This is a genomic window from bacterium (genome assembly GCA_024742285.1).
GTDB lineage: Bacteria > Myxococcota_A > UBA9160 > UBA9160 > UBA4427 > UBA4427.
The window spans coordinates 254,674-279,331 of record JANSYR010000004.1 but is presented as its reverse complement, the minus strand read 5'-3'; the positions used below and the strand labels follow the sequence as shown (position 1 = coordinate 279,331).

The following is a 24,658-nucleotide window of genomic DNA, read 5'->3' as shown; positions in this document are numbered from 1 at the left end:
GATCCGGAACGATTCCGGCGACGCCCCGTTCCGATTCGTACACCCCGAAAAACCGAGTATTTTCAGGTACTTGGGAGCCCATCCGGAGTCCGGTCCGAATCGGTACGCACCGGGATCGGAAGACCCGGCGGGGAGCGCGCGGCGCCTCCCTCGACCGACCCCGAAAAGCTCCGCCGAACCAGACACTTGCGGGATTCCGTCGGCGACCGTGACGAGTGGCACGCCCCTTGCTCTAAGCCGGGGCATGGTCAGCGAATCCTTCACGCCCGACACCCCGTCCCTCGAGGCGCCCGAGCGCGCTCGGGTCCTGATCGTCGACGACGAGCGGGGGCCGCGGGAGTCGCTCCGGATGATCCTCTCCGGGAGCTACGACGTCTCGACCGCCGAAGGCGGTGCGGAGGCCCTCGATCTCCTGCGAACGACCGCGGTCGACCTCGTGACCGTCGACCTCAACATGCCGGGCATGAAGGGCGACGAGCTGATGCGCACGATCCGGTCTGAGTTTCCGCAGACCGAGATCATCATCATCACCGGCTGCAGCTCGGTCGAGACCGCCGTCGAAGGCATCCGCCACGGCGTCTTCGACTACCTGACCAAGCCCTTCGACGTCGTGCAGGTGAGCGCCTCCGTAGAGCGCGCCCTCGAACGACGTCAGAGCCGTACCCGCATGATCGCCTTCCTCGAAGGCATCAGCCGCGTGCTCGGTCAGAACCGCGACGCGGAGGTCGTCCTCGAAGAGCTCGGCGCGAGCAACCTCGCCCAGGAACGCCTGCGCCAGGTCCTCGAAGAGCCGGCGATGGGTCCCGAGTCCGGCAGCAGCCGCGTGGGCGGCCCGTCGACGACCGAGTTCCTCGAAGTCCTCGCCGAGACGATCGAGAGTCGGGATCTCTTCATGCGCGGCCACGCACGTCGCGTGGCCTACTACGCCGATCTGCTCGCCGCCGCCCTCTGCCTCTCCCGCGAAGAGCGTCGAAACGTCCGGACCGCCGCCTTCCTGCACGACATCGGCAAGGTCGGCGCGCCTTCGGACGTGCTCCAGGGCATCGTCCTGCCGGAGCCCGACCGCCTCGAAGCAGTGCGCACCCACGCCGACATCGGCGAGCGGCTGCTGCTGCCGCTCGGCCTCGCCGCGCCGATCGCGCAGTACGTGCGCCACCACCACGAACGCTGGGACGCCGCCGGCTACCCCGACGGACTCGCCGGCGAAGGCATCCCGCTCGCCTCGCGGATCATCGCGATCTGCGACGCCTTCGACGCGATGACCTGCGATCGCCCCTACCGCCGCGCGCGCACCCGCGACGAAGCCCTCGTCGAGCTGAAGAGCGAGGCCGGTGGACAATTCGACCCGAACCTCGTCGGGATGTTCCGTGAGCTCGTGATCAGCGGCGCGACCGACGCCGTCACCGAAGCGGGCACGCTGTCGGAGGCCGAGGACCCCGCCCCGCAGCGCGACCGAGGTGCCGCATGACCCTGTCCCCCGAAACCGCTTCCGCCGGCGTCCCGCTCCGCCTCGAGAGCCGCCAGAGCGTGGTCCACGTCGTCGAGTACAGCCACTATCCGCGGCGTCTCGCGAGCGAGAACCGCCGGATCGCCTACACCCAGGACCGCTCCGAGGGCGGCCTCGGCCTCGACCTGCCCGAACGCGTGCGCCCGGGGGAGCTCCTCCAGGTCACCGTGCGCGACATCGACGGCGAAGTCGAAGTCGACGGCCTGGCCCGGGTCGTCTGGTGCCACGAGACCCAGGGAGGTCGCGCACGCGCCGGTGTGTCGATCCTCCGTGAGAACGGACAGCGACGAATGATGCGCGTCCGCGGCCGTGCGGTGGTGGAACCCGCGCCGAGCCAGCAGGGCCTGGCAGGCGTTCGCTGATCGATCGTTTCACGCACGGCCCAAGGTGGGTCGCGCGTGGGAGTCGGCCGCATCGAATCGGGGGCGCGGCCGACTCCCCCTTCTTCTCCGGGGCCCTCACGGATCCCGGTGGAGTGCATGGGGAGGAGAGGCGGAGACGCCTCCCGCTGAGGGAATGAGGTCGCGGCGAGAAAACCGGGGGGGTTGCCGCGTCCTCCCCTCAGACCCTGCCCCACGCTCGTCACAGAGCACCGCTCCCGAGCTGGAGCAGCCCATCGCGAAACCCCTGTGGTCGCCATGCACGCGTCTTCTTCGTCCACTCATCGTTGCGAAAGCTTGCTGGGGTTGGCCCCAGCGGCGCTTCCGCGCCTCGATTGGCCGCAGAAGCCACGCACCTGGCTCCGCACGGGTTTCCCGACGGGCTGCTAGATTGCCCGCATGTTCGGCATCGGACCGATGGAGTTCGTACTGATTCTGGTCGTCGCGCTGTTGGTCCTCGGACCGAAGCGGATGCCCGAGCTCGCCCGCACCCTCGGCAAGGGACTCGGCGAGTTCCGGCGCGCGAGCAACGACCTCCGACAGAGCCTCGCCCTCGACGAGATCCAGAACGAGTTGCGCGACGGCCTGGCGGGCGCCGGCACGATCCACAAGCCGATGAAGGCGCCGCAGGCGGACGACAAGCCGCCGCAGGCCGGGGACGATCTCGAGGCCGGGACCGGCGAGGCGGACGCGGGGGCGACCGCCGACGCGAAGCATCCGGGCGAGCTGCCCGACGACCTCGATCCGCACGCCCACGCGGACGACGAGACCTCGTCCGAGGCAGGCGAGGCAGGCGAGGCAGAGTCGCCGACACCGAGCGCGGCGGACGAAGGCCTCGGCACCGTCCCGGTCGGCCGGACCGTCACGCCCCGACGCACGGCCGAACCCACCGGTCCTTCCGCTTCGACGGACGACGAGCGTGGATGAGCGCGCGCTCCCCATCACGGAGCACCTCGCCGAGCTCCGGACGCGATTGATGTGGGTCGTCGGTGCGATGGTCGTCGGCGCCGTCGCCAGCTTCAACTTCGCGGAACAGATCTTCGGCTTCCTGCTCGAGCCCGCGGTCGACGCGCTCGGCGAGAACGACGGCCAGCTCCAGGCGATCGCGCCGACCGAGATCTTCTTCACCTACATCAAGTGCGCGCTGCTCGCGGGCTTCGTCCTGACGCTGCCCGTCACGTTCTATCAGCTCTGGGCCTTCATCGCGCCGGGCCTCTACGACAACGAGCGCAAGGCGGTCCTGCCCTTCGTCTTCTTCTCGACGGTGCTCTTCGCGTCGGGGGCGATCTTCGGATACTCGATGGTCTTCCCGATCGTGTTCCAGTTCTTCAACAGCTGGGACAACGAATGGGTCGTGTCGGCGTGGACGATGAAGGAAGTGTTCAGCCTCACGACGCGTCTCTTCCTCGCCTTCGGCGTCGCTTTCGAGCTCCCGCTCTTCGTCTTCTTCCTCTCGATCACCGGGATCGTGAGTGCGAAACAGCTCTTCTCCGCGACGCCCTACGCGATCCTGATCGTCTTCGTGGTGGGCGCGATGCTCACGCCGCCGGATCCCGTCAGCCAGATCTTCCTGGCCGTCCCGCTGATCGTGCTCTACCTGGCCGGCGTGGGTGTCGCCTGGCTCTTCGACCCGGCCCGGCGCGAAGCCAAACGTGCCGGCAGCGCCGTCGCGAAGACCGACGGCTGAGGCGAGCGCAGACGCAGCCCTTCGAGAGCGCGTGCGGAACCTCTCGCGCCGCCGCGGCACTCGTTCTCGTCGGTGGCCCCGTGTATCCTCGATCCCGCGCCCGTCAGGAAACGAGCGATGAACGCATTCGGTCTACGCGGCCCGAGCGCTCGCGGACGCCGCGATCCCCGCGCGCGATTCCGTCGACAGTTGCTCGTCGGAGTGATCGTCGTCGGCGTCGGTCTGCTGATCCAGGACGCGGCAAAGGGTCGCCTCGCCGACGGCCTCCCGCCTCCGGGCAACGCGGTACCCGCCCTCGAAGGCGCCGCGCGCTAGAACGCGACGCGGAATCGGACGGGAATCTCGGCGTCGATCGACATCGGGTTCCAACGACTCGGCCTGGGTCCGACCCCGAACGCCATGCGATCGACGACGAGCGTGCCTTCGAAGGTGGTCGGACTCGTCTCGACCAGGACGACTTCCCCGTCGATCGTGTTCTGGACGCCATGGAGTTCGACGTCGAACTTCGCGGTGAAGCGCGGGCGGTTCTCGTCGTTGGCGCCTGCCGGCGCGAGTGAATGGGCGCGGACGCGCGCGGTCGGCCAGGTCTCGACTTCGAAGAAGTCGGGATCGCGCAGATGGTCGTCCCGGCGCGCGATCCCGGTGTCGACGCTCGCCAGATCGATCTCGACGACGGCCCAGCTGCCCGCGGGATCCGCGGGATCGATCGATCGATCGACCACGCGCCAGGCGTGGAAGGTCCCGTCCGCCGTCGCGAAGGCGTTCTTGCCGATGAACCGGATCGTGCCGGGCGGCGACGGATCCGCCGCCATCAGTCCACCCGCCGTGACCAGCACGACTAGCATCGCGCCGAGAGCCATGGTTCCGCCGAGTCTTCGCAACATTGGAAATCCGTCCCTCCGATCCATCGTGGGCGTGGATCGCGCTGAAATCTGCCTGGGTGGGCGAAACCCTGCTTCGCCGATCGACACTTCTCTGATAGAGTGCTCTTCCGCGCCGCGCTCCCGAACTCCGGAGGGAACGTGAATCCCGCCTCGTTGCTCCCCCGCACCCCCTCGATGCTGCGCGACGCGTGGTCTGGAGGTGGCCTGCCCGGATCGGGCACCGCCCACCGAGGCCGCTGGAGCTTCGCTCAGCCTCGGGCGATCGTCAGCCTCCTCGCGGTGGCGTCTCTCGGCGCCTGCGGGAGCGATCCGCCTCCCGCGCGGCAGGTCCACGTCGTCGAGCGCGGACGGATCGAGCGACTCGTGATCGCGACCGGAACCGTCGAGCCCGCGACGGAGGTCGAGGTCCGTCCACGGATCGCAGGCATCATCGAGAAGATCCACGTCGAGGAGGGGGACCTGGTCGAGCCGGGGCAACCCCTCGTCGAGATCGAGCGCGAGCTCCTCGCCTCGCGGGTTCGCGAAGCCGAAGCGAAGCTCCAGGCCGCCGACGTCGAGCTCAAGTTCGCTCGGATCGCGCGCGACCGGACGGCCGAGCTCCACACGACCGGCGCCACCTCGGATCAGACCCACGACGACGCCCTCGCGCGGTTCGAGCAGGCTCGCGCGGCTCGGGCCAGCGCGATCGCCGCACTCGAGACCCTCTCGACCCAGCTCGGCTACGCGACGATCGAGTCGACGCTGACGGGCCGCGTGCTCGAAGTCCACGTCGAGGAAGGCGATGCGATCTCGCCGGTGACTTCGGTGACCGGGGGGACGCTGCTCCTGTCGCTCGCCGGCGACGCGACGCTCCATCTCGAGGGGCTCGTCGACGAGAACGAGATCGCCCGCGTCGCCATCGATCAGTCGGCACGAATCAGAACCGAAGCCTTCGGACCTCGCGAGTTCGCCGGACGCGTCCGCGAGATCGCGCCGATGGGCCGACGAATCCAGAACGTGACCTACTTCGAGGTCAAGGTCGAGATCGTCGACGAAGACGCGACGCTCCTCCGACCGCGGATGTCCGGCGACGCCGAGATCGTGACCGAGGTCGTCGAGGACGCCGTGATCGTGCCCGAGACCGCCCTTCGCTACCGGGGCACCGAGATCCTGGTGGACCTCGAGTCCGCCATCGACGGCGAGGCGGATGCCGCCGAAGAAGCCGAGCCGGACGCGAATCTCCGGGTCGTCGAGGTCGGCATCATCGACGGCGATCGCGTCCAGATCACGAAAGGCCTTCCGGCCGGCACCCGCATCCTCTTGCAGTAGACGAGGCATCCCCTCGCGCGTTCAGGAGCGCTCGCATGAGCGAAGCGACGTCGATCGACTCTCCGGAGTCGAACTCCAACGGAGCGCCGGTCATCGATCTGTCCGGCGTCCACAAGCGCTATCAGACCGATCGCGTCGACGTCCACGCGCTTCGGGGAATCGATCTGTGCATCCGCTCCGGGGAGTACGTGACGGTGATGGGGCCGTCCGGATCGGGAAAGACGACGCTGCTCGAGATCCTGGGCTGTCTCTCCCGCCCGAGCGAAGGGTCCTACCGACTCCGGAACGAGGCGGTCTCCGATCTCGACAGCGACGCGCTCGCGAAGCTCCGCGGCGAAGAGATCGGCTTCGTCTTCCAGGCGTTCAACCTGCTCCCTCGTCTCTCGGCCGTCGAGAACGTCGAGCTGCCCCTCGCCTACCGCAAGGTCTCACGCAGGGAACGGCGGGAGCGGGCGATGGAGGCCCTCGATCGGGTCGGGCTCGCGCGACGGGCGGATCATCTCCCGAGCGAGATATCCGGCGGTGAACGTCAGCGGATCGCCGTCGCGCGGGCCCTCGTCAACCGCCCCGCCATCCTCCTGGCCGACGAACCGACGGGCAATCTGGATACGAAGACCGGGGAAGAAGTCCTCGCGCTCTTCGACCAGGTCCACGCCGACGGCAACACGCTGGTGATCGTGACCCACGATCCCAAGATCGGCGCCCGCGCGCCCCGCTGCCTCACGATTCGCGACGGCCTGATCGACCGCGACGTCCGCAACCGCGACGACGGACACGGGAGGGCCTGAAGGTGGAATCGGTCAGACAAGCGTTCCGTCTCCTCCGGGCCCACAAGGCCCGGTCGGTGCTCACTCTCTTCGGTCTCGTGTGGGGCACGGCGGCGGTGATCTTTCTGGTGGGCTGGGGCGCCGGCGTGAAGACGATGGTGACGAACGGCTTCAACAAGACCGGCAAGAACATGGGCCAGATGTGGGCCGGTCGAATCGGGGAGGAGTACACGCCGGCGGTCGACCGCCGCGAGCTCTGGTTCACCTGGCAGGACATCCAGCACGTCCGCCGACGCGCGCGGATCGCGGAGCTCGTCGGGACGGAGAAGCGCTGGTATCTCCCCGTCACCGCGGGCCAGAAGGCGGTGAACGTCGAGGTTCGGGGCGTCGAGATCGTGAGCCAGCAGATTCGCTCGCTTCCCCTCGCCGCCGGACGCGGAATCAGCCACGCCGACCTGGATCATCGCCGCCGTGTCGCCGTCCTCGGAGCGGACGCGCGCACGGACCTCCTGGGGCCCGGCAGCCGCCTGGGGGACCGCCTGCGAATCGACGGAAAGAACTTCGAGGTCGTCGGTTTTCTCGATCGCGTCGGAACGCAGTTCGGGCGCGACGGCGAGGAGGTCGACGATCAGGTCTGGATTCCCCTCTCGACGCATCTGGCGTTCTGGCCCATGGAGTGGACCGACGACGACGTCGTGAGCTTTCTGCTCTATCGAATGCCCCATCGGGATCTCGCGGAAGAGACGGAAGCGGAGCTCCGCCGGATCCTCGCGGATCGAATCCACGTGAGTCCGACCGACGACGAGGCGATCGTGGGCTGGAGCCCGGTGAAGACGCTGCGCATGATTCCGCTCGATCAGCAGGACGGACTGATGTTCGCGCTCTCCGCCGCGACGCTCGTGATCGGAGGCATCGGCGTGCTGAACATGATGCTCGACTCGGTTCGACAACGTCGACGCGAGATCGGAATCCGACTCGCGATCGGCGCACGACGACGCAACGTGCTGCTTCAGTTCTTTCTCGAGACGCTCACGATCGTCGCGTTCGGTGGCGGACTCGGCGTCGCCCTCGGCGTCGGCGGTTGCCTCGCGCTCGAAGCCCTGGCACTTCCCGATCTGATCCCGGTCCCGGAGCTCTCCTTCGGTGTCCTGGCGATGGCGCTCGGGACGATGGGGGGTGTCGGACTGGTAGCGGGACTCGTGCCCGCGTGGATGGCCTCGCGGATCGATCCGGCTCTGACGTTGCGAGCGGAGGGCTAGCCGTGCGCGACGTCCTGATCGAGACCTGGCGTTCCATCGTCGCCCATCGGGTCCGCTTCGGACTCACGGCCCTCGGGATCGCCTGGGGCGGATTCATGCTCACCTTCCTGTCGGCGAACATGATGGGCTTCGAGGCGCACTTCATCCGAGAGTTCGAGGAGATCGGGCCCCGGGTCGTCCAGATGGGCAAGGGCACGATCCTGAAGTCCCGGACGGGCGAGCGGGGCGCCCGCGTGGTCGAGATCGAGAACGAGGACGTCCAGCGGACCGAGCGCCTGCGCGACGTCGAAGCGGCTTCGCCGGAGGTGCACGTCTGGTCGATGCCCGTCCGGGCCGGACGACGATCCAAGCTCCTCCGCCTCACGGGGCTCGACTACGACGGCGATCTCATCCGAGGAATCACGATCGTGAAGGGGCGCTTCCTCTCGCCGCTCGACGTCGACCGCGCCGCGCGCGTCGCCGTCGTCGGACCGCGGGCCGCCGAACGGCTCTTCGGACACGTCGAACCCCTGGGTGAGTCGGTCCTCGTGGACGGACAGCGGTTCCGCATCATCGGAATCACCCGGGAGAAGGGTGACCAGCTGATGAATTCCGGAGATCCCGAGGACCTCAAGATCTTCGTTCCCTACACGACGGCTCAGCGTTGGTTCACCCGCGACGACGAGGTCGACGAGTTCGCCTTCGCCCCGACGACCAAGGAGGCGAGCTGGGACGCGATCAGGCGCATCCGGGAGCTGACCGCGCTCCGCGAAGGCTACGACCCGTCGATCGAGTCCGCGATGTGGGCCTTCAACATCCAGGAGCCCCTCAACATGCTGCGCGTGATCTTCGGCGGGATCCGCGTCTTCATGATCAGCGCAGGTCTGCTCACGCTCTTCGTCGGCGCCGTCGGCGTGATGAACATCATGCTCGTCGTGGTCGGGGAACGGACGCAGGAGATCGGCGTCCGGAAGGCGATCGGCGCGCGCGGTCGCGACGTCTTCGTGCAGTTCCTGATGGAAGCGACCTTCGTCGCGATCACCAGCGGCGTGGTCGGCGCAGGCTTCGGCATGCTCCTCGTCCGCGGGATCGAGTTCCTGCTGCCAGAAGGCTCGGCCTTCGTCTCGCCGCCGCTCCTGGATCCCGCGACGGCCATCGTCCTGACCGGTGCGCTCGCGGGCGTCGGCATCGTCGCCGGCCTGATTCCGGCGATTCGTGCCGCCCGCATTCCGCCGGCGGAAGCGTTGCGAGCGCTCTAGATCCCCCACGTTCAGCGGGCGGCGCTCGCGGAGGCCCGGAGCGCGCGAAACGCGGGGTGGAAGTAGAGACGCGTCTGCGCGCCGTCTTCGCTCCGGACCTCGACGATGTCGAGGGCGGGCGGACCGGTCTCGGTCCGATGGCGTTCGGCCGTCAGCCCGAGATGGGAGAGGACCGCCCAGGTCTCGGCGTTCGAGATCGTCACGATCGGCGTCTCGGCGGAGCGGCCGTCGCCGGTCGTGAGGATCGACTCGATCAGGCCGAGGTACCAGGTGCGATGGAGATCGGCTTCCGACGTTCGACCGAGGGCGGCGAGCGCGGCGAAGCGCCAGAGGTGGAAGGAGGGATCGACCGGACAGGCCGCGACGAGTGGCGCGGTCAATCGCTCGGCTTCGCCGTGGTCGCCGCGCAGCAACGCATGGCCGGCGGCCTCTCGTGAAGGCGCGCCCTCGCAGCGCAGGGCGAAGTCCTCCCGACGACCGAACCAGTGGCGGAAGCCGTCGAAGTCGACCCGCTCGGTCCAGTCGAAGAGCGGGACGGGGGTCTCGCTGGGGACCAGCTGCAGATTCACGGGCCGCGGCGGGTTCTCGCGGGCGACGTCCTCGGGCGCGATAGGAGGACTCGCACATCCGATCGCCCATCCGAGGGCGAGGGAGAGCAGAGGACGGAGGACGTTCGGCGGACGGGCGAAGGGACAGTCGATCATGGGGCGCTCCTCGGGGTGGCTGACTCTCATCCCCGATCCCCAGGATCTGAAACCCCCCGCGTCCGCGACCGGTTCCGCCGGCGGGGACTTACGCGCCGTCAGGCAGACTCGCTCCCGAGATCCACGACTTCGTAGTGCTCCACCGTCGGAAAGGGGTCGTAGTAGTGATGGAGGAGCTCGCGCCAGCGCGCGTACTGCGGGGAGCCGCGGAAGCCCTCGGTATGCGCCTCGAGGGTGTCCCACCAGATCAGGAGCAGGTATCGGTCACGGTCTTCCAGACAGCGCCGAAGCTCGTGTCGCTGGTAGCCCGGGATCTCGGCGACCAGCACCCGAGCCTCGGCGAAGTCGCGCTCGAAGGCATCGCTCTGGCCCGGGCGGACGTCGAGGATCGCGACCTCGAGGATCATGTCACGCGCTCGCTTCGCATTTCACGCGCAGCACCCGGTCGCGCAGGCCCACGTCGTAGCCGCCCTTCTTGCGGGGGACCAGGGTGAGGACGAAGGCATCGGCGGCGAGCTCGATGATCGGCCCGTCCTCCCGGACGACATCGAGGTCGATCGCGCGGCCTTCGACGGTGACGCCGTCGTCGCCGACGCGAACTTCCAGGGCGTCGTGCTTGGGCAGCGCGACCGAGAACGACGAAGTCCCGGTCAGCTCCTCGGAGGCGCGCTTGCCGACGGCAGCGAAGACCCGGTCACGCGTCGCGTCGTCGAGCGCGGGGAGCTCGCCACTCATGTGGTCCTCGATGAAGGCCGTATCGTACTGGCCCTTGCGGTAGACCCCGTTCTCGCAGACGCGTCGCAGGAAGGGCAGGCCCGTCCGGATGCCAGCGATCGTGAAGGTCTCGAGGGCGCCCGCGAGCTTCTCGATCGCAGCCTCCCGGGTAGCGGCGTGGACGATCAGCTTCGCGATCATCGGGTCGTAGTGGGGCGTCACGGTCTGCCCTCCCTCGAAGCCCGAGTCGAGGCGCACGCCCGGCCCCTCCGGCGCTCGCCAGGCGACGATCGGCCCGGGCGACGGAATGAAGCCCTTGTCCGGATCCTCGGCGTAGATCCGCACCTCGATCGCGTGACCGTCGAGCGACACGTCGTCCTGGGCGAGCTCGAGGGGCTCCCCCGCCGCCATGCGGATCTGCGTCTGCACCAGGTCGACCCCGGTCACCGCCTCCGTCACCGGATGCTCGACCTGGATGCGCGTGTTCATCTCGAGGAAGTACCAGGCGCCGCTCGAATCCATCAGGAACTCGACCGTGCCCGCGCCGACGTATCCCACGGCCTGGGCCGCGCGAACCGCCGCGTCTCCCATCGCCGCGCGCACCTCGGGCGTCATCCCGTACGCCGGCGACTCCTCGACGAGCTTCTGGTGGCGTCGTTGGATCGAACACTCCCGCTCGCCGAGATGGATCACGTGACCGGTCGAATCGGCCATCACCTGGAACTCGATGTGGCGCGGTCCGTCGACGAACTTCTCGAGGTAGACGGCCCCGTCCCCGAACGCCGCCGCCGCCTCGCTCGACGCGCGCTCGAGCGCCGCTTCGAGCTCGCCTTCGTCGTCGACGCGGCGCATCCCGCGACCGCCACCGCCCGCGCTCGCCTTCACGAGCACCGGATACCCGATTTCCTCTGCGGCACGGAGCGCTTCCTGCGGATCCTCGATCCGGTCGCCCCCGGGCACGACGGGCACGCCCGCCGCGATCATGCGCTCACGGGCGGCGATCTTGAGTCCCATCGCGGCGATCACTTCGGGCGTCGGCCCGATGAACGTGATTCCGGCGTCGGTCACGGCCTTCGCGAAGTCCGCGTTCTCCGACAGGAACCCGTAGCCCGGATGCACCGCGTCCGCGCCGGTCTCCTCGGCGATCGACACGATCTTCGCGATGTCGAGATAGCTCTCCGTCGCCCGCGCAGGCCCGCAGCAGACCGCCTCGTCCGCCATCCGCGCATGGATCGAGTCCACGTCGGCCTCGGAATAGACCGCGACCGATGCGATCCCCATGTCGCGGCAAGCGCGGATGACACGGACGGCAATCTCGCCGCGATTGGCGATCAGGATCTTCTGGAACATGGGGGCTCCGCCTTTGGGAAGGGAACCAGAATGCAAAACGGCCGGCCTTCCCACAACCATGGGTCGGCCGGCCGCTCAATCGAAAGGGCACGTTTCGGCGCTCGGAGGCGCGCGCGTTTCACGCGCGGGCCCAGCAGACGCGATCGTCCGGTCCACCCTGGTGGACGCGAAGCGTCCACTGATGAGTCCCTTCGTTGTGGGAGGCGCTTGCGCCTCCTACAACGACGCGATCTCGCCCAGCATCTGCTGGAGCTTGGCCTCGTAGTCCTTGAGGTCGATCGGCTGCGTCGCGACGCCCGAGTCCATCGCCGCCTTCGCCACCGCCGGCGCCACGAAGAGCAGCACGCGCGGGTCGAAGGGCTTGGGGATGATGTACTCGGGGCCGAAGTCGAAGCTCTCGCCCGGGTAGGCCTGCTTGACCGCGTCCGGGACCGCCTCGCCGCGCTTGGCGAGGTCCGCGAGGGCGTAGGTCGCCGCCTGCTTCATTTCCTCGTTGATCTTCGTCGCGCGCACGTCGAGCGCTCCGCGGAAGATGAAGGGGAAGCCGAGGACGTTGTTGACCTGGTTCGCGTAGTCCGAGCGGCCGGTCGCGCAGATCGCGTCCGGGCGCGCGTCCTTCGCGTCGGGCGGGATGATCTCCGGATCCGGGTTCGCCATGGCGAAGACCAGCGGCCGGTCGGCCATGCTCTTCACCATGTCCTTCGTCACGACGCCCGCCTGCGAGAGACCGACGAAGACGTCGGCACCCACCATCGCGTCCTCGAGGGTGCGCGCGTCGGTCTCGGCGACGAACTCTTCCTTGTACTTGTTGAAGCCCTCACCGCGGCCCTTGTACATGACGCCGCGGGAGTCGCACATCAGGATGTTCTCGGCCTTGACGCCGACGTCCTTGTAGAGCTTCGCGCAGGAGATCGCCGAAGCACCGGCGCCCGAGAAGACGACCTTCACGTCCTCGATCTTCTTGTTCTGGAGCTCGACGCCGTTCAGGAGCGCAGCGGCGGAGATGATCGCCGTACCGTGCTGATCGTCATGGAAGACGGGGATGTCGAGGGATTCCTTGAGGCGCTCCTCGATCTCGAAGCACTCGGGGGCGCGGATGTCCTCGAGATTGATGCCGCCGAAGGTGGGCGAGATCATCTCGCAGAAGCGGATGATCTCTTCCACGTCCTGCGAGTCGACCTCGATGTCGAAGACGTCGATGTCGGCGAAGCGCTTGAAGAGGACACCCTTGCCTTCCATGACCGGCTTGCCGGCGAGGGCGCCGATGTTGCCGAGACCGAGGACGGCGGAGCCGTTCGAGATCACGGCGACGAGGTTGCCGCGCGCCGTGTACTTGTAGGCGTCTTCCGGGTTCTTCTCGATCGCGAGGCAGGGGGCGGCGACGCCCGGGGAGTAGGCCAGCGAGAGATCGCCTGCCGTCACGCACTCCTTGGTCGGGACGACCTTGACCTTACCGGCCCGGCCCTTGGCGTGATATTCGAGGGCATCGTCATTGAGGCTCACAACGGGATCCTTTGTCTGTCTCCAGGCCAGCCCGCTGACGCGCTGCGAGCGTCGGTCGAGGCACGGTCCCGGGATGGTGTGGTGGATGAAGGGTTGGAGAGCGCAAATGGCTCCATCAGTACACAGGTCGAGTCCGAGGAGATCCCCTCAGATCTCGCCTCCGTACTGCATCAACCGTGAGAACAGCTGGCGCAGATGGAGAGGGTGGAGCGCGGGGGTCGGGACCGGCCGCGGCTCCGGCGAAAGGCTGGGAAGCCTATCCAAAGGTGGGTGCCCCGTCGACGAATCCGGTGTCCCGATTCGCGACTTTCCGAGCATTGTCGACAATTTACGGGAACTCCTGTCCCGCTCGGACCGGCAGGTCGGAGCGCAACCGGAGCCCGCGAGGCCGCTTTCGGACTGAGCCGCCTCTGGCACGCAGGGACGGCCCGGGGGGACGTCGGCTGGCCCGTTCAGCGCCCCGGCTATTCCTTCGTCAGCTCGCGAGCGATCACGACGCGCTGGATCTGATTCGTCCCCTCGTAGATCTGCATCAGCTTGGCGTCGCGCATCAGCTTCTCGACGGGATACTCCTTCGTGTAGCCGTTTCCACCGAAGATCTGGACCGCGTCGGTCGTGACGTCCATCGCGGTGTCCGTCGCGAAGAGCTTTGCCATCGCGCTCTGCTTCGCGGCCTTCCGGCCCTGGTCGACGAGCCAGGCGGACTGCGCCGTGAGCAGTCGACTCGCTTCGATGTTCTTCGCCATGTCCGCGAGCATGAACTGCAGGCCCTGGAACTCTCCGATCGCCTGGCCGAAGGCCTTTCGCTCGGCGACGTAGGCGAGGCTCTCTTCGAGGGCACGGCGCGCGACACCGACCGCGAGGGCCGCGACCTGGGGACGCGCGCGGTCGAGGGTCGCCATCGCGATCCTGAACCCTTCGCCTTCTTCGCCGAGGCGCTGGCTCGCGGGAACCCGGACGTTGTCGAAGTGGACCAGCGTCGTGTTGCTCGCGCGGTGGCCCATCTTGTCTTCCTTGCGACCGGGCGCGAGGCCGGGCGTGCCCTTCGGAATCACGAAGGCGCACATGCCCTTGTGTCGGGAGCCGCGATCGAGGGTCGCGAAGACGCTGTAGATGTCGGCGTAGCCGCCGTTCGTGATCCAGGCCTTCGTGCCGTTCAGGACGTAGTCGTCGCCGTCGCGCTCACAGTGGAGCTGCAATCCGGCGACGTCCGAGCCGGCCCCGGGCTCCGAGAGACAGAACGCGAGGATCTTGAACTCGTCGACGCACTGACCGAGCCACTCCTTGCGCTGGTCATCGGAGCCGCCGAGCAGGATCGGATTCAGCGCGAGATCGTTCGAGATGATCGACGTCGTCACACCGCCGCAACCGCGCGCGAGCTCCTCGACGCCGACGACCGCGGCGCTCACCGGCAGGCCGACGCCGCCGAGCTCCTCCGGGATCCCGGTATGCGAGAGCCCGAGCTCCCACGCCTTCTCGAGAACCGGGAGCGGCAGCTCCCCCTTCTCGTCCCACTCGGCCGCGTGGGGAATCATCTCCTCGTCCGCGAAGCGGCGAGCCGTGTCCTGCAGCGTCAGCAGGGCGTCGTCGAGTTCGAAGTCCATGGGCGCGGAGCATACCGCGCGGATCGCGACCGACGTCTACGCGGAGACCCGATCGGGCTGCACCGCGAGTTCAGCGAGGACTACGAAGCGAAGCCGAGCTCGGCCGACAGCGTCGCAGCCGCGCCGGTCACGGCGTCCGCGACCGCGCCGTGGAGGCGGCTCTCTTCGAGGCGCATCGCGGGACCCGAGAGCGAGAGCGCGCCGATCACGCGCGCGCTGGCGTCCCGGACGGGCGCGGCCACGCAGCGGAGCCCGGGGGCGTACTCCTCGAGATCGGTGGCATAGCCCTGGAGCTGGATCCCGCGCAGCTCTTCCACGAGCTTCGTCGGGTCCGCGAGGGTCGTCTCCGTGTACCGGGACAGCGTCGCGTCGGCGAGCTCCGCCTCGAGGCTGCCCAGCGCCGGCGCTTCTCCGTTCTCGCCGGCCGCCGTTCCGAGCCCGAGGCTCCGATTGGCGATCTCGCCGGCGAGCAGCGTCTTGCCGAGGGCGGTGCAGTGGGCGTCGAGTCGATGGCCGACGCGCAGGCCGGTCAGCACGAGCTGATCCGGGAGCACCCCGTCGAGATGGACGACTTCGCGACCGGAGAGGACACCGAGATGCGCGGTCTCGCCCGCGTCCGCCGCGAGCTTCTCGAGGATCGGACGCGCCTGACTCATCAGCGTGTGGCTGCGTGCGAAGGCCTGGCCGAGTTCGAGACAGCGCGGGCCGAGGTGGTAGAGCTCGGTCGCCGGCGTCTGCTGGATGTATCCGGCGAGCTCGAGCGTCGCGAGGAGACGGAACGCGTTGTTCTTGTGGAGACCGAGCCGTCGTGCGAGATCGCTCACGCCCATCTCGCTCTCCTCGTGGAAGACTTCCAGCATTCGGAGCGCGTTCGACACGGTCTGGATCGCGTACTCGCTCTTCGGCTTGCTGGACGTCTTGGCCATCGGGTCGGCTCCGCTTCCTGCAGGTCCCCGCTTCGGTGGTCGAGACCGATCCGAAACAAAGGGTGCACTCACCACCGCGTTCCCGATCGGCCCTCCGCCGACGCGTTCACGATGGTCAGGGCAACAGGAAGGACGACTCCGCAGGCGAGGCTTCAGAAACGAATTCGGTCGGGTAGGGAGAAATCGAAGCGAACCGCAAGGGTTCGAAGAAGCACGTCGGGGGGTAGTCGATCCGTGAGGCCCAGGGGGTAGGCAGTTTCTAACGCAACCGTCTGAGAGGTGTCAACGAATTCGAAACGCCGTCACGCGGCCATTTCGTGAATAACACAATGTAGTGTCTGTGCGATGCGGTGGAGCCGACCGACGCAAAAAGAATTTTCGTACGCGGTCCCGCGCGCGAAACGAACCGAGAAAAAATCTTCGTCGCCGTCCTCGGATGTTTCGCCTACCACGCAGTCGTCGCGAAGGCGCGCGTCGCTCGACGAATCTCTTACGCGAAACGTTCGCGATCGTCGCCGGAGTCGGCGATCTCCGCGCGGAACGCGATGGGCCGCGGGGTGCACGGGCGCGACGAAGCGCCGTTGCAGCGGCCTTCGAAGGCGACGGCCTCGAGCGCCGTCGGTCCTCTCGCGTGCGGAGCCAAGCTAACGCTGTGGCCGCTCCGATGCACGGGCGGTGAACTCGGCGGCGAGCAGTTCGATGATGAGGGTCGCAACCCCCAGCACGATGGCCACGTCCGCGAGACTGAAGTCCGGCAGCACGTTCTCCGTCGGCGGGCCCAGGTGGAGGAAGTCGACGCCGGATCCGTAGCGGAGTCGGTCGAGCGTATGACTGGCGATGCCGCCGAGGATTCCACCCAGCGCCGCGGCGCTGCCCTGCTCCCCAGGGGCCAGGCCGCGATAGAACATGCCGATCACGATCGTCGCTGCGAGCGCGAGGGCGGAGAATCCGATCAGCTGAGCGCCGGGGAGCCAGTCTCGAAAGATGCCGAAGGCTCCGCCCATCGCCGGAACGTTCGTCCAGCCGAGCACGTCCCCGAGGAGCGGCGCGCGATCTCCAGGATCGAGCACCGTCGCCGTGTGCAGCTTGCCCAGCTGATCGAGCGCGAGCGCGACGAGCGCCATCGGCAGGAACGCCGCGCGCTTCGTCCCCAGGACCGCCACCGCTAGCGCAGCTCCCGGGCCGACAACCGACCGTCGCCCCAGATCTCGGGTGACAGTCGGCGGGCCTCTGACAAGAGCGCGTCGGCCTTCTCGCGTCGGCCGCGCGCACGGTCGATGCCCGCGCGTAGCCCGAGACCCCAGACGTCGACGGAGGGTCCGAGATCCCCCTGTGCTTCGAACAGCGCACGTGCCTGATCGAGGAAGGCACTCGCCTCGTCCGCCGAATCTCCTTCGAGGTGATGACGCGCGAGGGCAAGAAACGCGAAGGGGTTGGTCGGGTCGACGCGGATCGCCCGCTGGTATTTCGCGAGCGCGCGGCTGGGACGCCCGGCCTGGTCCTCGTCGAGACCTTCGATGACGAGTCGCAGAGATCCGTCGCGGGCGGCGTCGTACTGGCCGAGGGCGGCGCTCGCCGTCAGCGGCCGGGCCGTCGGACCGAAGGCGGGGGCGAGACGAGATCCCCCCGCGCAGCCCGACACGGCGGCGGCCAGAAGAAGGGTCACGAGGGTCAGGCTCAGGGGTCGCATCGCGCGTTCGATCCTCTCGGGGCCGGCCAAGCTCGCACACTCGCGGCGGGCGAGCACGTACCGACGGACGGCGGTGTGGAAACCGGACGGGTGTCAGCCTCCGAAGATCCGGCGGAAGAAGCCGCCCCCGCCGTCGCGACCCCCCCGCGGACACGTCTCCTCGGGCGCCGTGCCCTCCAGGAAGAACTCCGTCCGGCGTTCCCGGCAGCCGCGAAGGGCGCGCGCGCCGGTCACCGGATCGATTTCGATCCGCTCGACCCCACCGGGACGCGCGAAGACGCCGCGGACCCGCGAGCCCGACACCTCCGTCAGGAAGTCCGCCCAGATCGGCAGCGCCCCGCGGCTGCTCGGCACGCCGATCTCGCGCGGCTCGTCGTATCCGATCCACACCACCGCGACGAGCTCCGGCGTGAAGCCCACGAACCAGAGGTCGACCTCGTCGTCGGTCGTCCCGGTCTTGCCGGCGATCGGCCCGCGCAGCCCGCGGGCGCGGATCCCCGCGCCGGTCCCGCGATCGACGACCCCCTCCAGCAGCGAGGTCGTGAGATAGGCGGTTCCCGGGTCGAGGACGCGTCGGGCACCGGCGAGGGGCCACTGCTCCTGGCCCACGCCGCGATCGTCGAGCAGACCCGTGAAGCTGCGGGGCGTGGGGCGCAGACCATTGTTGGCGAAGGTCGCGTAGACGACCGCGAGTTCGAGGGGCGAGACCTCCGCCGTCCCGAGGGCGAGGCTCGGCACGTCGGGCAGCTCGCTCGCCACGCCGAGCCGCCGCGCCATCTCGACCACCTCGCCGATCCCGAGGGCCTGACCGATCCGCGCCGCCGGCACGTTGAGCGATCGTTCGAGCGCCTCGCGGACGCTGACCGGGCCTCGGAACTCGTCGTCGTAGTTGCGCGGCTCCCAGAGCCCGTCGGGCGTCTCGACCTGGATCGGCGCGTCCTCGATCCGACTGGCGAGGGTCACGAGGGGACCCGACTCGGGCGAGAGGGCCGCCGCGTAGACCACCGGCTTGAACGCACTGCCCGCCTGGCGGTGGGCCATCGTGCAGCGATTGAACTGGGAGCGCGAGTAGTCCCGCCCGCCGACCATCGCGAGGATCTCGCCTGTCTGCGGGCGCATCGCGAGCAGGCACCCCTGCAGCGGCTGCGGCTCACCCTCGGAATCGGTCTTCTGTCCGAGTCGCTTCTCGAGCTTCTCGAGTCCTTCGGTGAGCGCGCGCACGGCGGCGCGTTGGACGGTCGGGTCGAGGGTCGAGTAGATACGGAGCCCTTCGACCGAGAGCAGCTGCTCGTCGTAGACTTCCGGCAGCTGCTTCGCGAGGGCGTCCAGGAAGTAGCGGTCCTGTCCGGACTCGAGGGCGATCGCGGCGGTCGAGATCGGGCGTGCCCGGGCCCGCTTCGCCTGCTTCGTGGTGATCCGCTCCTGGCTCTCCATCAGGCTGATGACGAGATCGCGCCGCTCCTTCGCCCGCTCCGGATGACGATGGGGCGAGAGCTTGTTCGGACTCTGGATGACCGCGGCGAGCACCGCCGACTCGTCGATCTCCAGGTCCGCGACGCGTTTCCCGAAGAAGAAACGCGCGGCCTCGCCGACGCCGTGGATCGACGTGGAGCCGCGTCGCCCCATGTAGATCTCGTTCAGGTACGCCTCGAGGATCTGGTCCTTCTCGTAACGCGCCTCGACCATCAGGGCCATCATCGCTTCGGTCAGCTTTCGGCGAAGCGTCCGCTCCGGGGTCAGGAAGAAGTTCTTCACCAGCTGCTGGGTCAGCGTGCTTCCACCCTGACGGATCCCGCCCGCCCGCAGGTTCGCGAGCATGGCCCCGGCGATCCGGACCGGATCGACGCCGTGGTGCTCCTCGAAGCGTCGATCCTCGACGGCGGTGATCGCGGCGGTCAGGTGGGCGGGCACGTCGGCGAGCTCGACGAGGTCGCGCTGCTCCCGGCCCTCGCCGTAGAAGGAGGAGATCGGCTCGGGCTCGAGGGCCACGACATCGACGGGCCGGCCACGGTCGTCGCGGATTTCGCGCACGCGCCCCGACTCGAGTCGGAACTCGACCTTGCGGTTCGGCTCGGGGAGCTGGGGGTGCTCGAAGGCTCGCAGGTGGACACGCAACCGTCCGGGCAGCCAGCGGTAGTGGCCGACGCCGAGCGGGCCCGCCTCGTTCTGCTCCCGGTAGCCCATCCGCGTGAGCCAGCCGCCGAGGTCGAGGCGCTGCCAGTCGGCGCCCGGGTAGATCACGATCGGCGCCGCGAAGACCCGGGAGGGAACGGAGAACCGTCGCCCCTCGAAGCGATCCACCACGATCCGATCGAGATCGAGCAGCCAGTGGGCGGACCAGAGACCCGCCGCGAAGGCGAGGGCGATCGCGACGAGGCCGACGCGCCGGGCCGCGATCGAGGCCGGGCGCTTCTTGCCGCGCGGCGCCTTGCGGGCGGCTCCGCCCGAGCCTTTCGCGCCGCGCTTCTTCGCCGCGTTCTTTCGCGCCGGCTTCTTCGCGGCGGATTTCCGCCCCGGCTTTTGCTTCGTGCCCCTCGGCATGGTGGTGGTCCCGATCCCCCCGAATCGCCCGGCCGCTCGGCGCACGGCCCGTTCCGACCGCCCCACGGGACGGTACCTCCGATCGTCCCGAACCCCGTTGGACTCCACGTCCGAGAACGCGGCCGACCGCACCGGCGTCACACCGGACCCCTTCATGGAACCCGCGAACCGCGCGCCGTTCCTTCGGAATTCCGGATCCCCGGCTTGCTCCGGGGCGCGAGAACCGCGAGAGTAGGCCGCCATGAGCCCTTCGTCCGGACAGAATGGTGGGACCGCGTCGGGGAAGAAGCCCTGGGGCGGCCGCTTCAGCGACGCGACCGACCCGACGGTCGAGCGCTTCTCCGCGTCGATCCACTTCGACAAGGTCCTGGCGCGCCACGACATCCGGGGCTCGAAGGCCCAGGCGCGGATGCTCGGTCGGGCGGGGCTGATCAGCGACGCCGAGGCCCAGGCGCTCGTCGCCGGCCTCGACCGGGTGGCGGGGGAGATCGAGGACGGGAGCTTCCCCTTCGATCCGGCCCTCGAAGACATCCACATGAACATCGAGTCCCGGCTCCGGACCCACCAGGGCGCCGTCGCCGGAAAGCTCCACACGGGACGCTCCCGGAACGATCAGGTCGCGACGGACCTCGCGCTCTTCCTGCGGGACGTCTCCCTCGCGACCCAGCGCGGCCTGCTCGAGCTCCGCGGCGTCCTGCTCGAGCGCGCCCGCGAGCACGTCGACACGGTCCTGCCCGGCTACACCCACCTCCAGCGGGCCCAGCCCGTCCGGCTCGCTCACCACTGGCTCGCCCACATCGAGACCCTCGGCCGCGACGCCTCGCGCTTCCGCGACGCCCGGGCGCGGATCGTCCGATGTCCGCTGGGCGCAGGCGCCATGGCGGGGTCGACGCTGCCGCTGCTGCGGGAGGAGACGGCCGCGGAGCTCGGCTTCGAGGCGCCGACACGGAACTCGATGGACACGGTCGCGTCGCGGGACCTCGCCCTCGAGTACATGGCCGACGGCGCGATCACGATGGTTCACCTCTCTCGGCTCGCCGAAGAGCTGGTCCTCTGGTCGTCGAGCGAGTTCGGCTTCGTCGAGCTGGCCGACGCGTACTCCACGGGCTCGAGCCTGATGCCCCAGAAGAAGAACCCCGACGTGCCCGAGATCGTGCGCGGCAAGTCGGGTCGGGCGATCGGCAACCTGGTCACGCTGCTCACGGTCCTGAAGGGCCTGCCGCTCACCTACAACCGCGACCTCCAGGAGGACAAGGAGCCGCTCTTCGACACGGTCGAGACGCTGCGGGATTCCCTCGAGGTCATGGCGGGCGCGATCGCGACCCTCGACGTCCGCGGCGAGCGGATGGCGGAGGCGGCTTCGGATCCGATGCTGCTCGCGACCGATCTCGCAGAGTTCCTGGTCCGGGCGGGCGTCCCGTTTCGGGATGCACACGAGGTGGTGGGGAAGATCGTGGGGCACGTGACCCGTGAGGGCGTCGACCTGCGCTCGCTCTCCAAGGGCGACATGCAGACCTTCCACGAGGCCTTCGACGCCGGCGCCGACGATCTCCTCGACCTGGAACGCTCCCTCGAGAGCCGCGCGCTCGCGGGCGGAACGGCGCGGGTCCGCGTCGAGGCGAGCCTCGACGAGGTCGCCGGGGAGCTCGCGGCGGAGCGCGCCGAGATCGAGCGCCTCGAGGCGGAGGCCGCGCGATGACCCCGCGACCCACGAAGCCCGCCTCGGCCCACTGGAAGCCCGGGCCCATGGTCGCCTTGCTCACGATCGTCGCGATCGTGGCTACAATGGGCGGCTGTGGGCGATACGGACGGCCGAAGCGTCCGACTCCTGAACCTGCACGAGAGGTTCAGCAGTTCCGGACGGCGCCGGCGGCCCTGCCGTCTTCTTCTTTCCTCGCAGAGGTCTGATCGCTCGGACGATCGGTCGCTCTGCGCGAACCGATCCCGTCGTGCCGCCCTCGAACCCAGGGTGGCCGCGATCCCCTCCCGATCCGCTTCGCGGATCCATGCTCGAGAGAATTCCCATGAGCCGAACGCTTCCGTTCACCAAGATGCATGGCGCAGGCAACGACTACGTCCTCTTCGACGGACTGAAAGTCGACCTGCCGGACGACCTGTCCCAGCTCGCCCGCGACATCGCCCACCGCAACTTCGCCGTCGGCTTCGACCAGATGCTCGTCGTCCGGCCGTCGACCGAAGCCGACTTCCGCATGGACATCTACAACGCCGACGGCTCGCAGGTCGAGATGTGCGGCAACGGCATCCGCGCCTTCTACAAGTATCTGCGCGACGAGGGCCATACCACGGCCTCCAAGGTCGGCGTCGAGACCCTCGGCGGCGTCGTCTATCCCGAGTACGCGGGCGAAGGGCTCGTGCGGGTCGACATGGGCCTGCCGATCCTGATCCCCGAGAAGATCCCGACCACCCTGGCGACCGGTTCCGGCCCCGTCCTGGACGTCCCGATCGAGCTCCCGGCGGACGCGGACTGGCCGGGGGCGCCGGCGGAGCTGCGCGCGTCCTCGGTCTCGATGGGCAACCCGCACTGCGTGATCCAGGTCGACGACATCGATTCGATCCCGCTCGACCGCGTCGGCCCGCCCCTCGAGAACCACGTCGCGTTCCCCAACCGGGTGAACGTCGAGTTCATCGAGGTCGTCGACCGGACCCACATCCGCCAGCGCACTTTCGAACGGGGGACCGGAGAGACCCTCGCCTGCGGCTCCGGCGCGTGCGCCGTCGGCGTCACGGCGATGCTGCGCGACGTGGTCGACCGCGAGGTCGAGATCGAGCTCCGCGGCGGCACGCTCCAGATCGCCTGGGCCGACAAGAACTCGCCGGTCTGGATGACGGGCCCCGCGGCCACCGTCTTCACCGGCGAATGGCCGCTGGACTGAGGGAGGACGGAGCATGTTCGAAGGTGTCATGACCGCCCTGATCACGCCGTTCCGCGATGGCGAGGTCGACGAGCCCGCGCTCCGGGGCCTCGTCGAGCTGCAGATCGAAGCCGGCGTCGACGGTCTCGTGCCCTGCGGCTCGACCGGAGAGAGCGCGACGCTCTCCCACGACGAGCACAACCGCGTCGTCGAGATCACGATCGACGCCGCCGCCGGGCGCGTCCCCGTCGTCGCCGGTACGGGCTCGAACTCGACGGCGGAAGCGATCTCGCTCACGGCGCACGCGAAGGAAGCGGGCGCCGACGGCGCGCTGCTGCTCTCGCCCTACTACAACAAGCCGACCCAGGAAGGCATCTACGAGCACTATTCCGCGGTCGCAAGGGAAACCGCGCTCCCGCTGGTCATCTACAACATCCCGGGCCGCACGGCATCGAACATCGCGCCGGAGACGATCGGCCGTCTCGCGCAGCTCGAACACATCGTCGGCATCAAGGAGGCGAGCGGCGACCTCGATCAGATCGCCCACGTCGTCGCGGCCTGTCCCGACGACTTCGCCGTCCTGTCCGGCGACGATGCGCTCACGCTCCCGCTGATGAGCGTCGGCGGCAAGGGCGTGATCTCGACGTCGTCGAACGTCGCGCCGAAACGGATGAGCGAGCTCGTCCGGACCTTCGCGGCGGGGGATGCCGCGGGCGCGCGCAAGCTGCACCACGAGCTGTTGCCGCTCTTCGACGCGCTGTTCTGCGAGACGAATCCGATTCCGGTGAAGGCCGCGTGTGCGGCGCTCGGTTGGTGCGACGGAGAGATCCGACTGCCGATGACGCCGATCACCGAGCCGAACCTCGAACGCTTGAAGGTCGTACTGAAAGACCTGGGGATCCTCAGATGAGCAGTCCGACCGGAGTCATGGTCGTCGGCGCCGAGGGGCGCATGGGTCTCGAAGTCCGCGCGGCGCTCGAAGGGGAGCCCTCGCTCGTCTTCGCCGGCGCGCTCGAACGGCCGGGACACGAACGCGTCGGCGAGACGCTCGCGGGGGGCTCCGGAGGGGTCGTCCTTTTCGACGACCCGAAGCGAGCGCTCGAAGGCTGCGGGGTCGTGATCGACTTCTCGATCCCGGCTTCGACCCTCACGAACCTTCGTGCGGCGGCCGACGCGGGCGTCGCCTACGTGACCGGGACGACCGGCTTCGACGAGGCCGGCAAGGCCGAGATCGCTCGCGCCGCCGAGCGGATCCCGGTCCTCCATGCGCCGAACTTCTCGGTCAGCGTGAACGTCCTCGGCTACCTGGCCCGCGAGGCGGCTCGCCTGCTGGGCGACGGCTACGACGCCGAGCTCTTCGAGCTCCACCACGGGCAGAAGCGCGACGCGCCGAGCGGGACGGCGCTTTTTTTGGCGGAAGCCGTCGCCGACGGACAGGGCAAGAACCTCGCCGATCACGTCGTCCTCGAGCGCGCCGGCGAGACCGGGGCGCGACCGGAAGGCGCGATCGGGATCCAGACCCTCCGCGGCGGCGACAACCCCGGCGAGCACACGGTCTACTTCATCGGCGGCGGCGAGCGCGTCGAGCTGACCCACCGCGCCGCCACCCGCGGCCACTTCGCCCGCGGCGCGGTCCGCGCCGCGGCCTGGCTCGCCGGCAAGGAACCGGGGCTCTACCGGATCGAGCAGGTCCTCGGCATCGGCTGAGCTCATCCTCCGTGCG

Annotated in this window: 21 protein-coding genes and 2 pseudogenes; 13 read left to right on the top strand and 10 right to left on the bottom strand. The window is 68.9% G+C overall.

Annotation, left to right across the window (positions count from 1 at the left end; translation table 11 throughout):
- Nucleotides 1-244 precede the first annotated feature (244 nt).
- The 5 genes from NXI30_10125 to NXI30_10105 all read left to right on the top strand — a co-directional run bounded on the left by NXI30_10125 (nucleotide 245) and on the right by NXI30_10105 (nucleotide 3,889).
- Nucleotides 245-1,468 (top strand): response regulator, encoded by a 1,224-nt coding sequence (locus NXI30_10125; GenBank protein ID MCR9094561.1) that lies wholly within the window; start codon nucleotides 245-247, stop codon nucleotides 1,466-1,468.
- A complete protein-coding gene (locus NXI30_10120; GenBank protein ID MCR9094560.1) occupies nucleotides 1,465-1,869 on the top strand; it encodes a PilZ domain-containing protein in 405 nt (134 codons plus the stop codon). The genes NXI30_10125 and NXI30_10120 overlap by 4 nt, the downstream gene beginning before the upstream one ends.
- 417 nt (nucleotides 1,870-2,286) lie before the next feature.
- Nucleotides 2,287-2,814 carry a twin-arginine translocase TatA/TatE family subunit gene (locus tag NXI30_10115; GenBank protein MCR9094559.1) on the top strand — a complete coding sequence of 176 codons (528 nt, stop codon included), beginning with the start codon at nucleotides 2,287-2,289 and terminating at the stop codon, nucleotides 2,812-2,814.
- Nucleotides 2,807-3,574, top strand: a complete 768-nt coding sequence (tatC, locus tag NXI30_10110) for a twin-arginine translocase subunit TatC (GenBank protein MCR9094558.1) — start codon at nucleotides 2,807-2,809, stop codon at nucleotides 3,572-3,574. Before NXI30_10115 ends, tatC begins: the two co-directional genes overlap by 8 nt.
- Nucleotides 3,575-3,691: 117 nt before the next feature.
- Nucleotides 3,692-3,889 carry a hypothetical protein gene (locus NXI30_10105; protein MCR9094557.1) on the top strand — a complete coding sequence of 66 codons (198 nt, stop codon included), beginning with the start codon at nucleotides 3,692-3,694 and terminating at the stop codon, nucleotides 3,887-3,889.
- On the opposite strand, the gene NXI30_10100 is transcribed toward NXI30_10105, so the two are convergent.
- Nucleotides 3,886-4,458 carry a YceI family protein gene (locus NXI30_10100; GenBank protein ID MCR9094556.1) on the bottom strand — a complete coding sequence of 191 codons (573 nt, stop codon included), beginning with the start codon at nucleotides 4,456-4,458 and terminating at the stop codon, nucleotides 3,886-3,888. The two genes, NXI30_10105 and NXI30_10100, sit on opposite strands and share 4 nt — an antisense overlap.
- Before the next feature lie 279 nt (nucleotides 4,459-4,737).
- Between NXI30_10100 and NXI30_10095 the strand changes: the two genes are divergently transcribed.
- Genes NXI30_10095 through NXI30_10080 form a run of 4 tightly spaced genes read left to right on the top strand, consistent with a single transcriptional unit; the run spans nucleotide 4,738 to nucleotide 9,030 of the window.
- Nucleotides 4,738-5,766: an efflux RND transporter periplasmic adaptor subunit gene (locus NXI30_10095; GenBank protein MCR9094555.1), complete on the top strand. Its 1,029-nt coding sequence runs from the start codon at nucleotides 4,738-4,740 to the stop codon at nucleotides 5,764-5,766.
- Between the two features lie 35 nt (nucleotides 5,767-5,801).
- Nucleotides 5,802-6,554: an ABC transporter ATP-binding protein gene (locus NXI30_10090; protein MCR9094554.1), complete on the top strand. Its 753-nt coding sequence runs from the start codon at nucleotides 5,802-5,804 to the stop codon at nucleotides 6,552-6,554.
- A gap of 2 nt (nucleotides 6,555-6,556) precedes the next feature.
- Nucleotides 6,557-7,792 (top strand): ABC transporter permease, encoded by a 1,236-nt coding sequence (locus NXI30_10085; protein MCR9094553.1) that lies wholly within the window; start codon nucleotides 6,557-6,559, stop codon nucleotides 7,790-7,792.
- A gap of 2 nt (nucleotides 7,793-7,794) precedes the next feature.
- The gene (locus tag NXI30_10080; protein MCR9094552.1) at nucleotides 7,795-9,030 is read left to right on the top strand and encodes an ABC transporter permease; all 1,236 of its coding nucleotides are present in this window, start codon (nucleotides 7,795-7,797) and stop codon (nucleotides 9,028-9,030) included.
- Between the two features lie 11 nt (nucleotides 9,031-9,041).
- Here NXI30_10080 and NXI30_10075 read toward each other — a convergent pair whose 3' ends face one another.
- The 9 genes and pseudogenes from NXI30_10075 to NXI30_10035 form a co-directional block, all read right to left on the bottom strand.
- On the bottom strand, nucleotides 9,042-9,734 hold the full coding sequence (locus NXI30_10075) for a DUF4919 domain-containing protein (protein MCR9094551.1): 693 nt from the start codon (nucleotides 9,732-9,734) through the stop codon (nucleotides 9,042-9,044).
- A 98-nt stretch (nucleotides 9,735-9,832) separates the two neighbouring features.
- Nucleotides 9,833-10,141, bottom strand: coding sequence for an antibiotic biosynthesis monooxygenase (locus tag NXI30_10070; GenBank protein ID MCR9094550.1), 309 nt, complete (start codon nucleotides 10,139-10,141; stop codon nucleotides 9,833-9,835).
- A gap of 316 nt (nucleotides 10,142-10,457) precedes the next feature.
- Nucleotides 10,458-11,798, bottom strand: a pseudogene (gene accC / locus NXI30_10065) (acetyl-CoA carboxylase biotin carboxylase subunit).
- Nucleotides 11,799-12,074: 276 nt separating this feature from the next.
- A pseudogene (locus tag NXI30_10060) lies at nucleotides 12,075-13,301 on the bottom strand (NADP-dependent malic enzyme).
- Between the two features lie 464 nt (nucleotides 13,302-13,765).
- A complete protein-coding gene (locus NXI30_10055) occupies nucleotides 13,766-14,905 on the bottom strand; it encodes an acyl-CoA dehydrogenase family protein (protein ID MCR9094549.1) in 1,140 nt (379 codons plus the stop codon).
- An 80-nt stretch (nucleotides 14,906-14,985) separates the two neighbouring features.
- On the bottom strand, nucleotides 14,986-15,831 hold the full coding sequence (locus NXI30_10050) for an IclR family transcriptional regulator (GenBank protein ID MCR9094548.1): 846 nt from the start codon (nucleotides 15,829-15,831) through the stop codon (nucleotides 14,986-14,988).
- A gap of 644 nt (nucleotides 15,832-16,475) precedes the next feature.
- Nucleotides 16,476-16,994 carry a signal peptidase II gene (locus NXI30_10045; protein MCR9094547.1) on the bottom strand — a complete coding sequence of 173 codons (519 nt, stop codon included), beginning with the start codon at nucleotides 16,992-16,994 and terminating at the stop codon, nucleotides 16,476-16,478.
- 2 nt (nucleotides 16,995-16,996) lie between these two features.
- Nucleotides 16,997-17,521, bottom strand: coding sequence for a tetratricopeptide repeat protein (locus tag NXI30_10040; GenBank protein ID MCR9094546.1), 525 nt, complete (start codon nucleotides 17,519-17,521; stop codon nucleotides 16,997-16,999).
- A gap of 93 nt (nucleotides 17,522-17,614) precedes the next feature.
- Nucleotides 17,615-20,062: a PBP1A family penicillin-binding protein gene (locus NXI30_10035; GenBank protein ID MCR9094545.1), complete on the bottom strand. Its 2,448-nt coding sequence runs from the start codon at nucleotides 20,060-20,062 to the stop codon at nucleotides 17,615-17,617.
- A 241-nt stretch (nucleotides 20,063-20,303) separates the two neighbouring features.
- Here NXI30_10035 and argH point away from each other — a divergent pair, with 241 nt between their 5' ends.
- The 4 genes from argH to dapB all read left to right on the top strand — a co-directional run bounded on the left by argH (nucleotide 20,304) and on the right by dapB (nucleotide 24,642).
- Entirely contained in the window at nucleotides 20,304-21,761 is a 1,458-nt protein-coding gene (gene argH, locus NXI30_10030; protein MCR9094544.1) for an argininosuccinate lyase, read from the top strand.
- A gap of 325 nt (nucleotides 21,762-22,086) precedes the next feature.
- Complete coding sequence (gene dapF, locus NXI30_10025) at nucleotides 22,087-22,956, top strand: diaminopimelate epimerase (GenBank protein MCR9094543.1); 870 nt, start codon at nucleotides 22,087-22,089, stop codon at nucleotides 22,954-22,956.
- Nucleotides 22,957-22,969: 13 nt separating this feature from the next.
- Nucleotides 22,970-23,845, top strand: a complete 876-nt coding sequence (gene dapA, locus NXI30_10020; GenBank protein MCR9094542.1) for a 4-hydroxy-tetrahydrodipicolinate synthase — start codon at nucleotides 22,970-22,972, stop codon at nucleotides 23,843-23,845.
- Complete coding sequence (gene dapB / locus NXI30_10015) at nucleotides 23,842-24,642, top strand: 4-hydroxy-tetrahydrodipicolinate reductase (protein MCR9094541.1); 801 nt, start codon at nucleotides 23,842-23,844, stop codon at nucleotides 24,640-24,642. The genes dapA and dapB overlap by 4 nt, the downstream gene beginning before the upstream one ends.
- Nucleotides 24,643-24,658 lie beyond the last annotated feature (16 nt).

What these genes read in the sequence shown, in the direction of transcription:
- NXI30_10070 (MCR9094550.1), bottom strand. Translation starts at nt 10,141, where the DNA reads ATGATCCTCGAGGTCGCGATCCTCGACGTCCGCCCGGGCCAGAGCGAT.
- NXI30_10040 (MCR9094546.1), bottom strand. Translation starts at nt 17,521, where the DNA reads ATGCGACCCCTGAGCCTGACCCTCGTGACCCTTCTTCTGGCCGCCGCC.
- NXI30_10035 (MCR9094545.1), bottom strand. Translation starts at nt 20,062, where the DNA reads ATGCCGAGGGGCACGAAGCAAAAGCCGGGGCGGAAATCCGCCGCGAAG.
- NXI30_10120 (MCR9094560.1), top strand. Translation starts at nt 1,465, where the DNA reads ATGACCCTGTCCCCCGAAACCGCTTCCGCCGGCGTCCCGCTCCGCCTC.
- dapF (MCR9094543.1), top strand. Translation starts at nt 22,087, where the DNA reads ATGAGCCGAACGCTTCCGTTCACCAAGATGCATGGCGCAGGCAACGAC.
- NXI30_10050 (MCR9094548.1), bottom strand. Translation starts at nt 15,831, where the DNA reads ATGGCCAAGACGTCCAGCAAGCCGAAGAGCGAGTACGCGATCCAGACC.
- NXI30_10055 (MCR9094549.1), bottom strand. Translation starts at nt 14,905, where the DNA reads ATGGACTTCGAACTCGACGACGCCCTGCTGACGCTGCAGGACACGGCT.
- argH (MCR9094544.1), top strand. Translation starts at nt 20,304, where the DNA reads ATGAGCCCTTCGTCCGGACAGAATGGTGGGACCGCGTCGGGGAAGAAG.
- NXI30_10090 (MCR9094554.1), top strand. Translation starts at nt 5,802, where the DNA reads ATGAGCGAAGCGACGTCGATCGACTCTCCGGAGTCGAACTCCAACGGA.
- NXI30_10115 (MCR9094559.1), top strand. Translation starts at nt 2,287, where the DNA reads ATGTTCGGCATCGGACCGATGGAGTTCGTACTGATTCTGGTCGTCGCG.
- NXI30_10075 (MCR9094551.1), bottom strand. Translation starts at nt 9,734, where the DNA reads ATGATCGACTGTCCCTTCGCCCGTCCGCCGAACGTCCTCCGTCCTCTG.
- dapB (MCR9094541.1), top strand. Translation starts at nt 23,842, where the DNA reads ATGAGCAGTCCGACCGGAGTCATGGTCGTCGGCGCCGAGGGGCGCATG.
- NXI30_10125 (MCR9094561.1), top strand. Translation starts at nt 245, where the DNA reads ATGGTCAGCGAATCCTTCACGCCCGACACCCCGTCCCTCGAGGCGCCC.
- NXI30_10100 (MCR9094556.1), bottom strand. Translation starts at nt 4,458, where the DNA reads ATGTTGCGAAGACTCGGCGGAACCATGGCTCTCGGCGCGATGCTAGTC.
- NXI30_10105 (MCR9094557.1), top strand. Translation starts at nt 3,692, where the DNA reads ATGAACGCATTCGGTCTACGCGGCCCGAGCGCTCGCGGACGCCGCGAT.
- dapA (MCR9094542.1), top strand. Translation starts at nt 22,970, where the DNA reads ATGTTCGAAGGTGTCATGACCGCCCTGATCACGCCGTTCCGCGATGGC.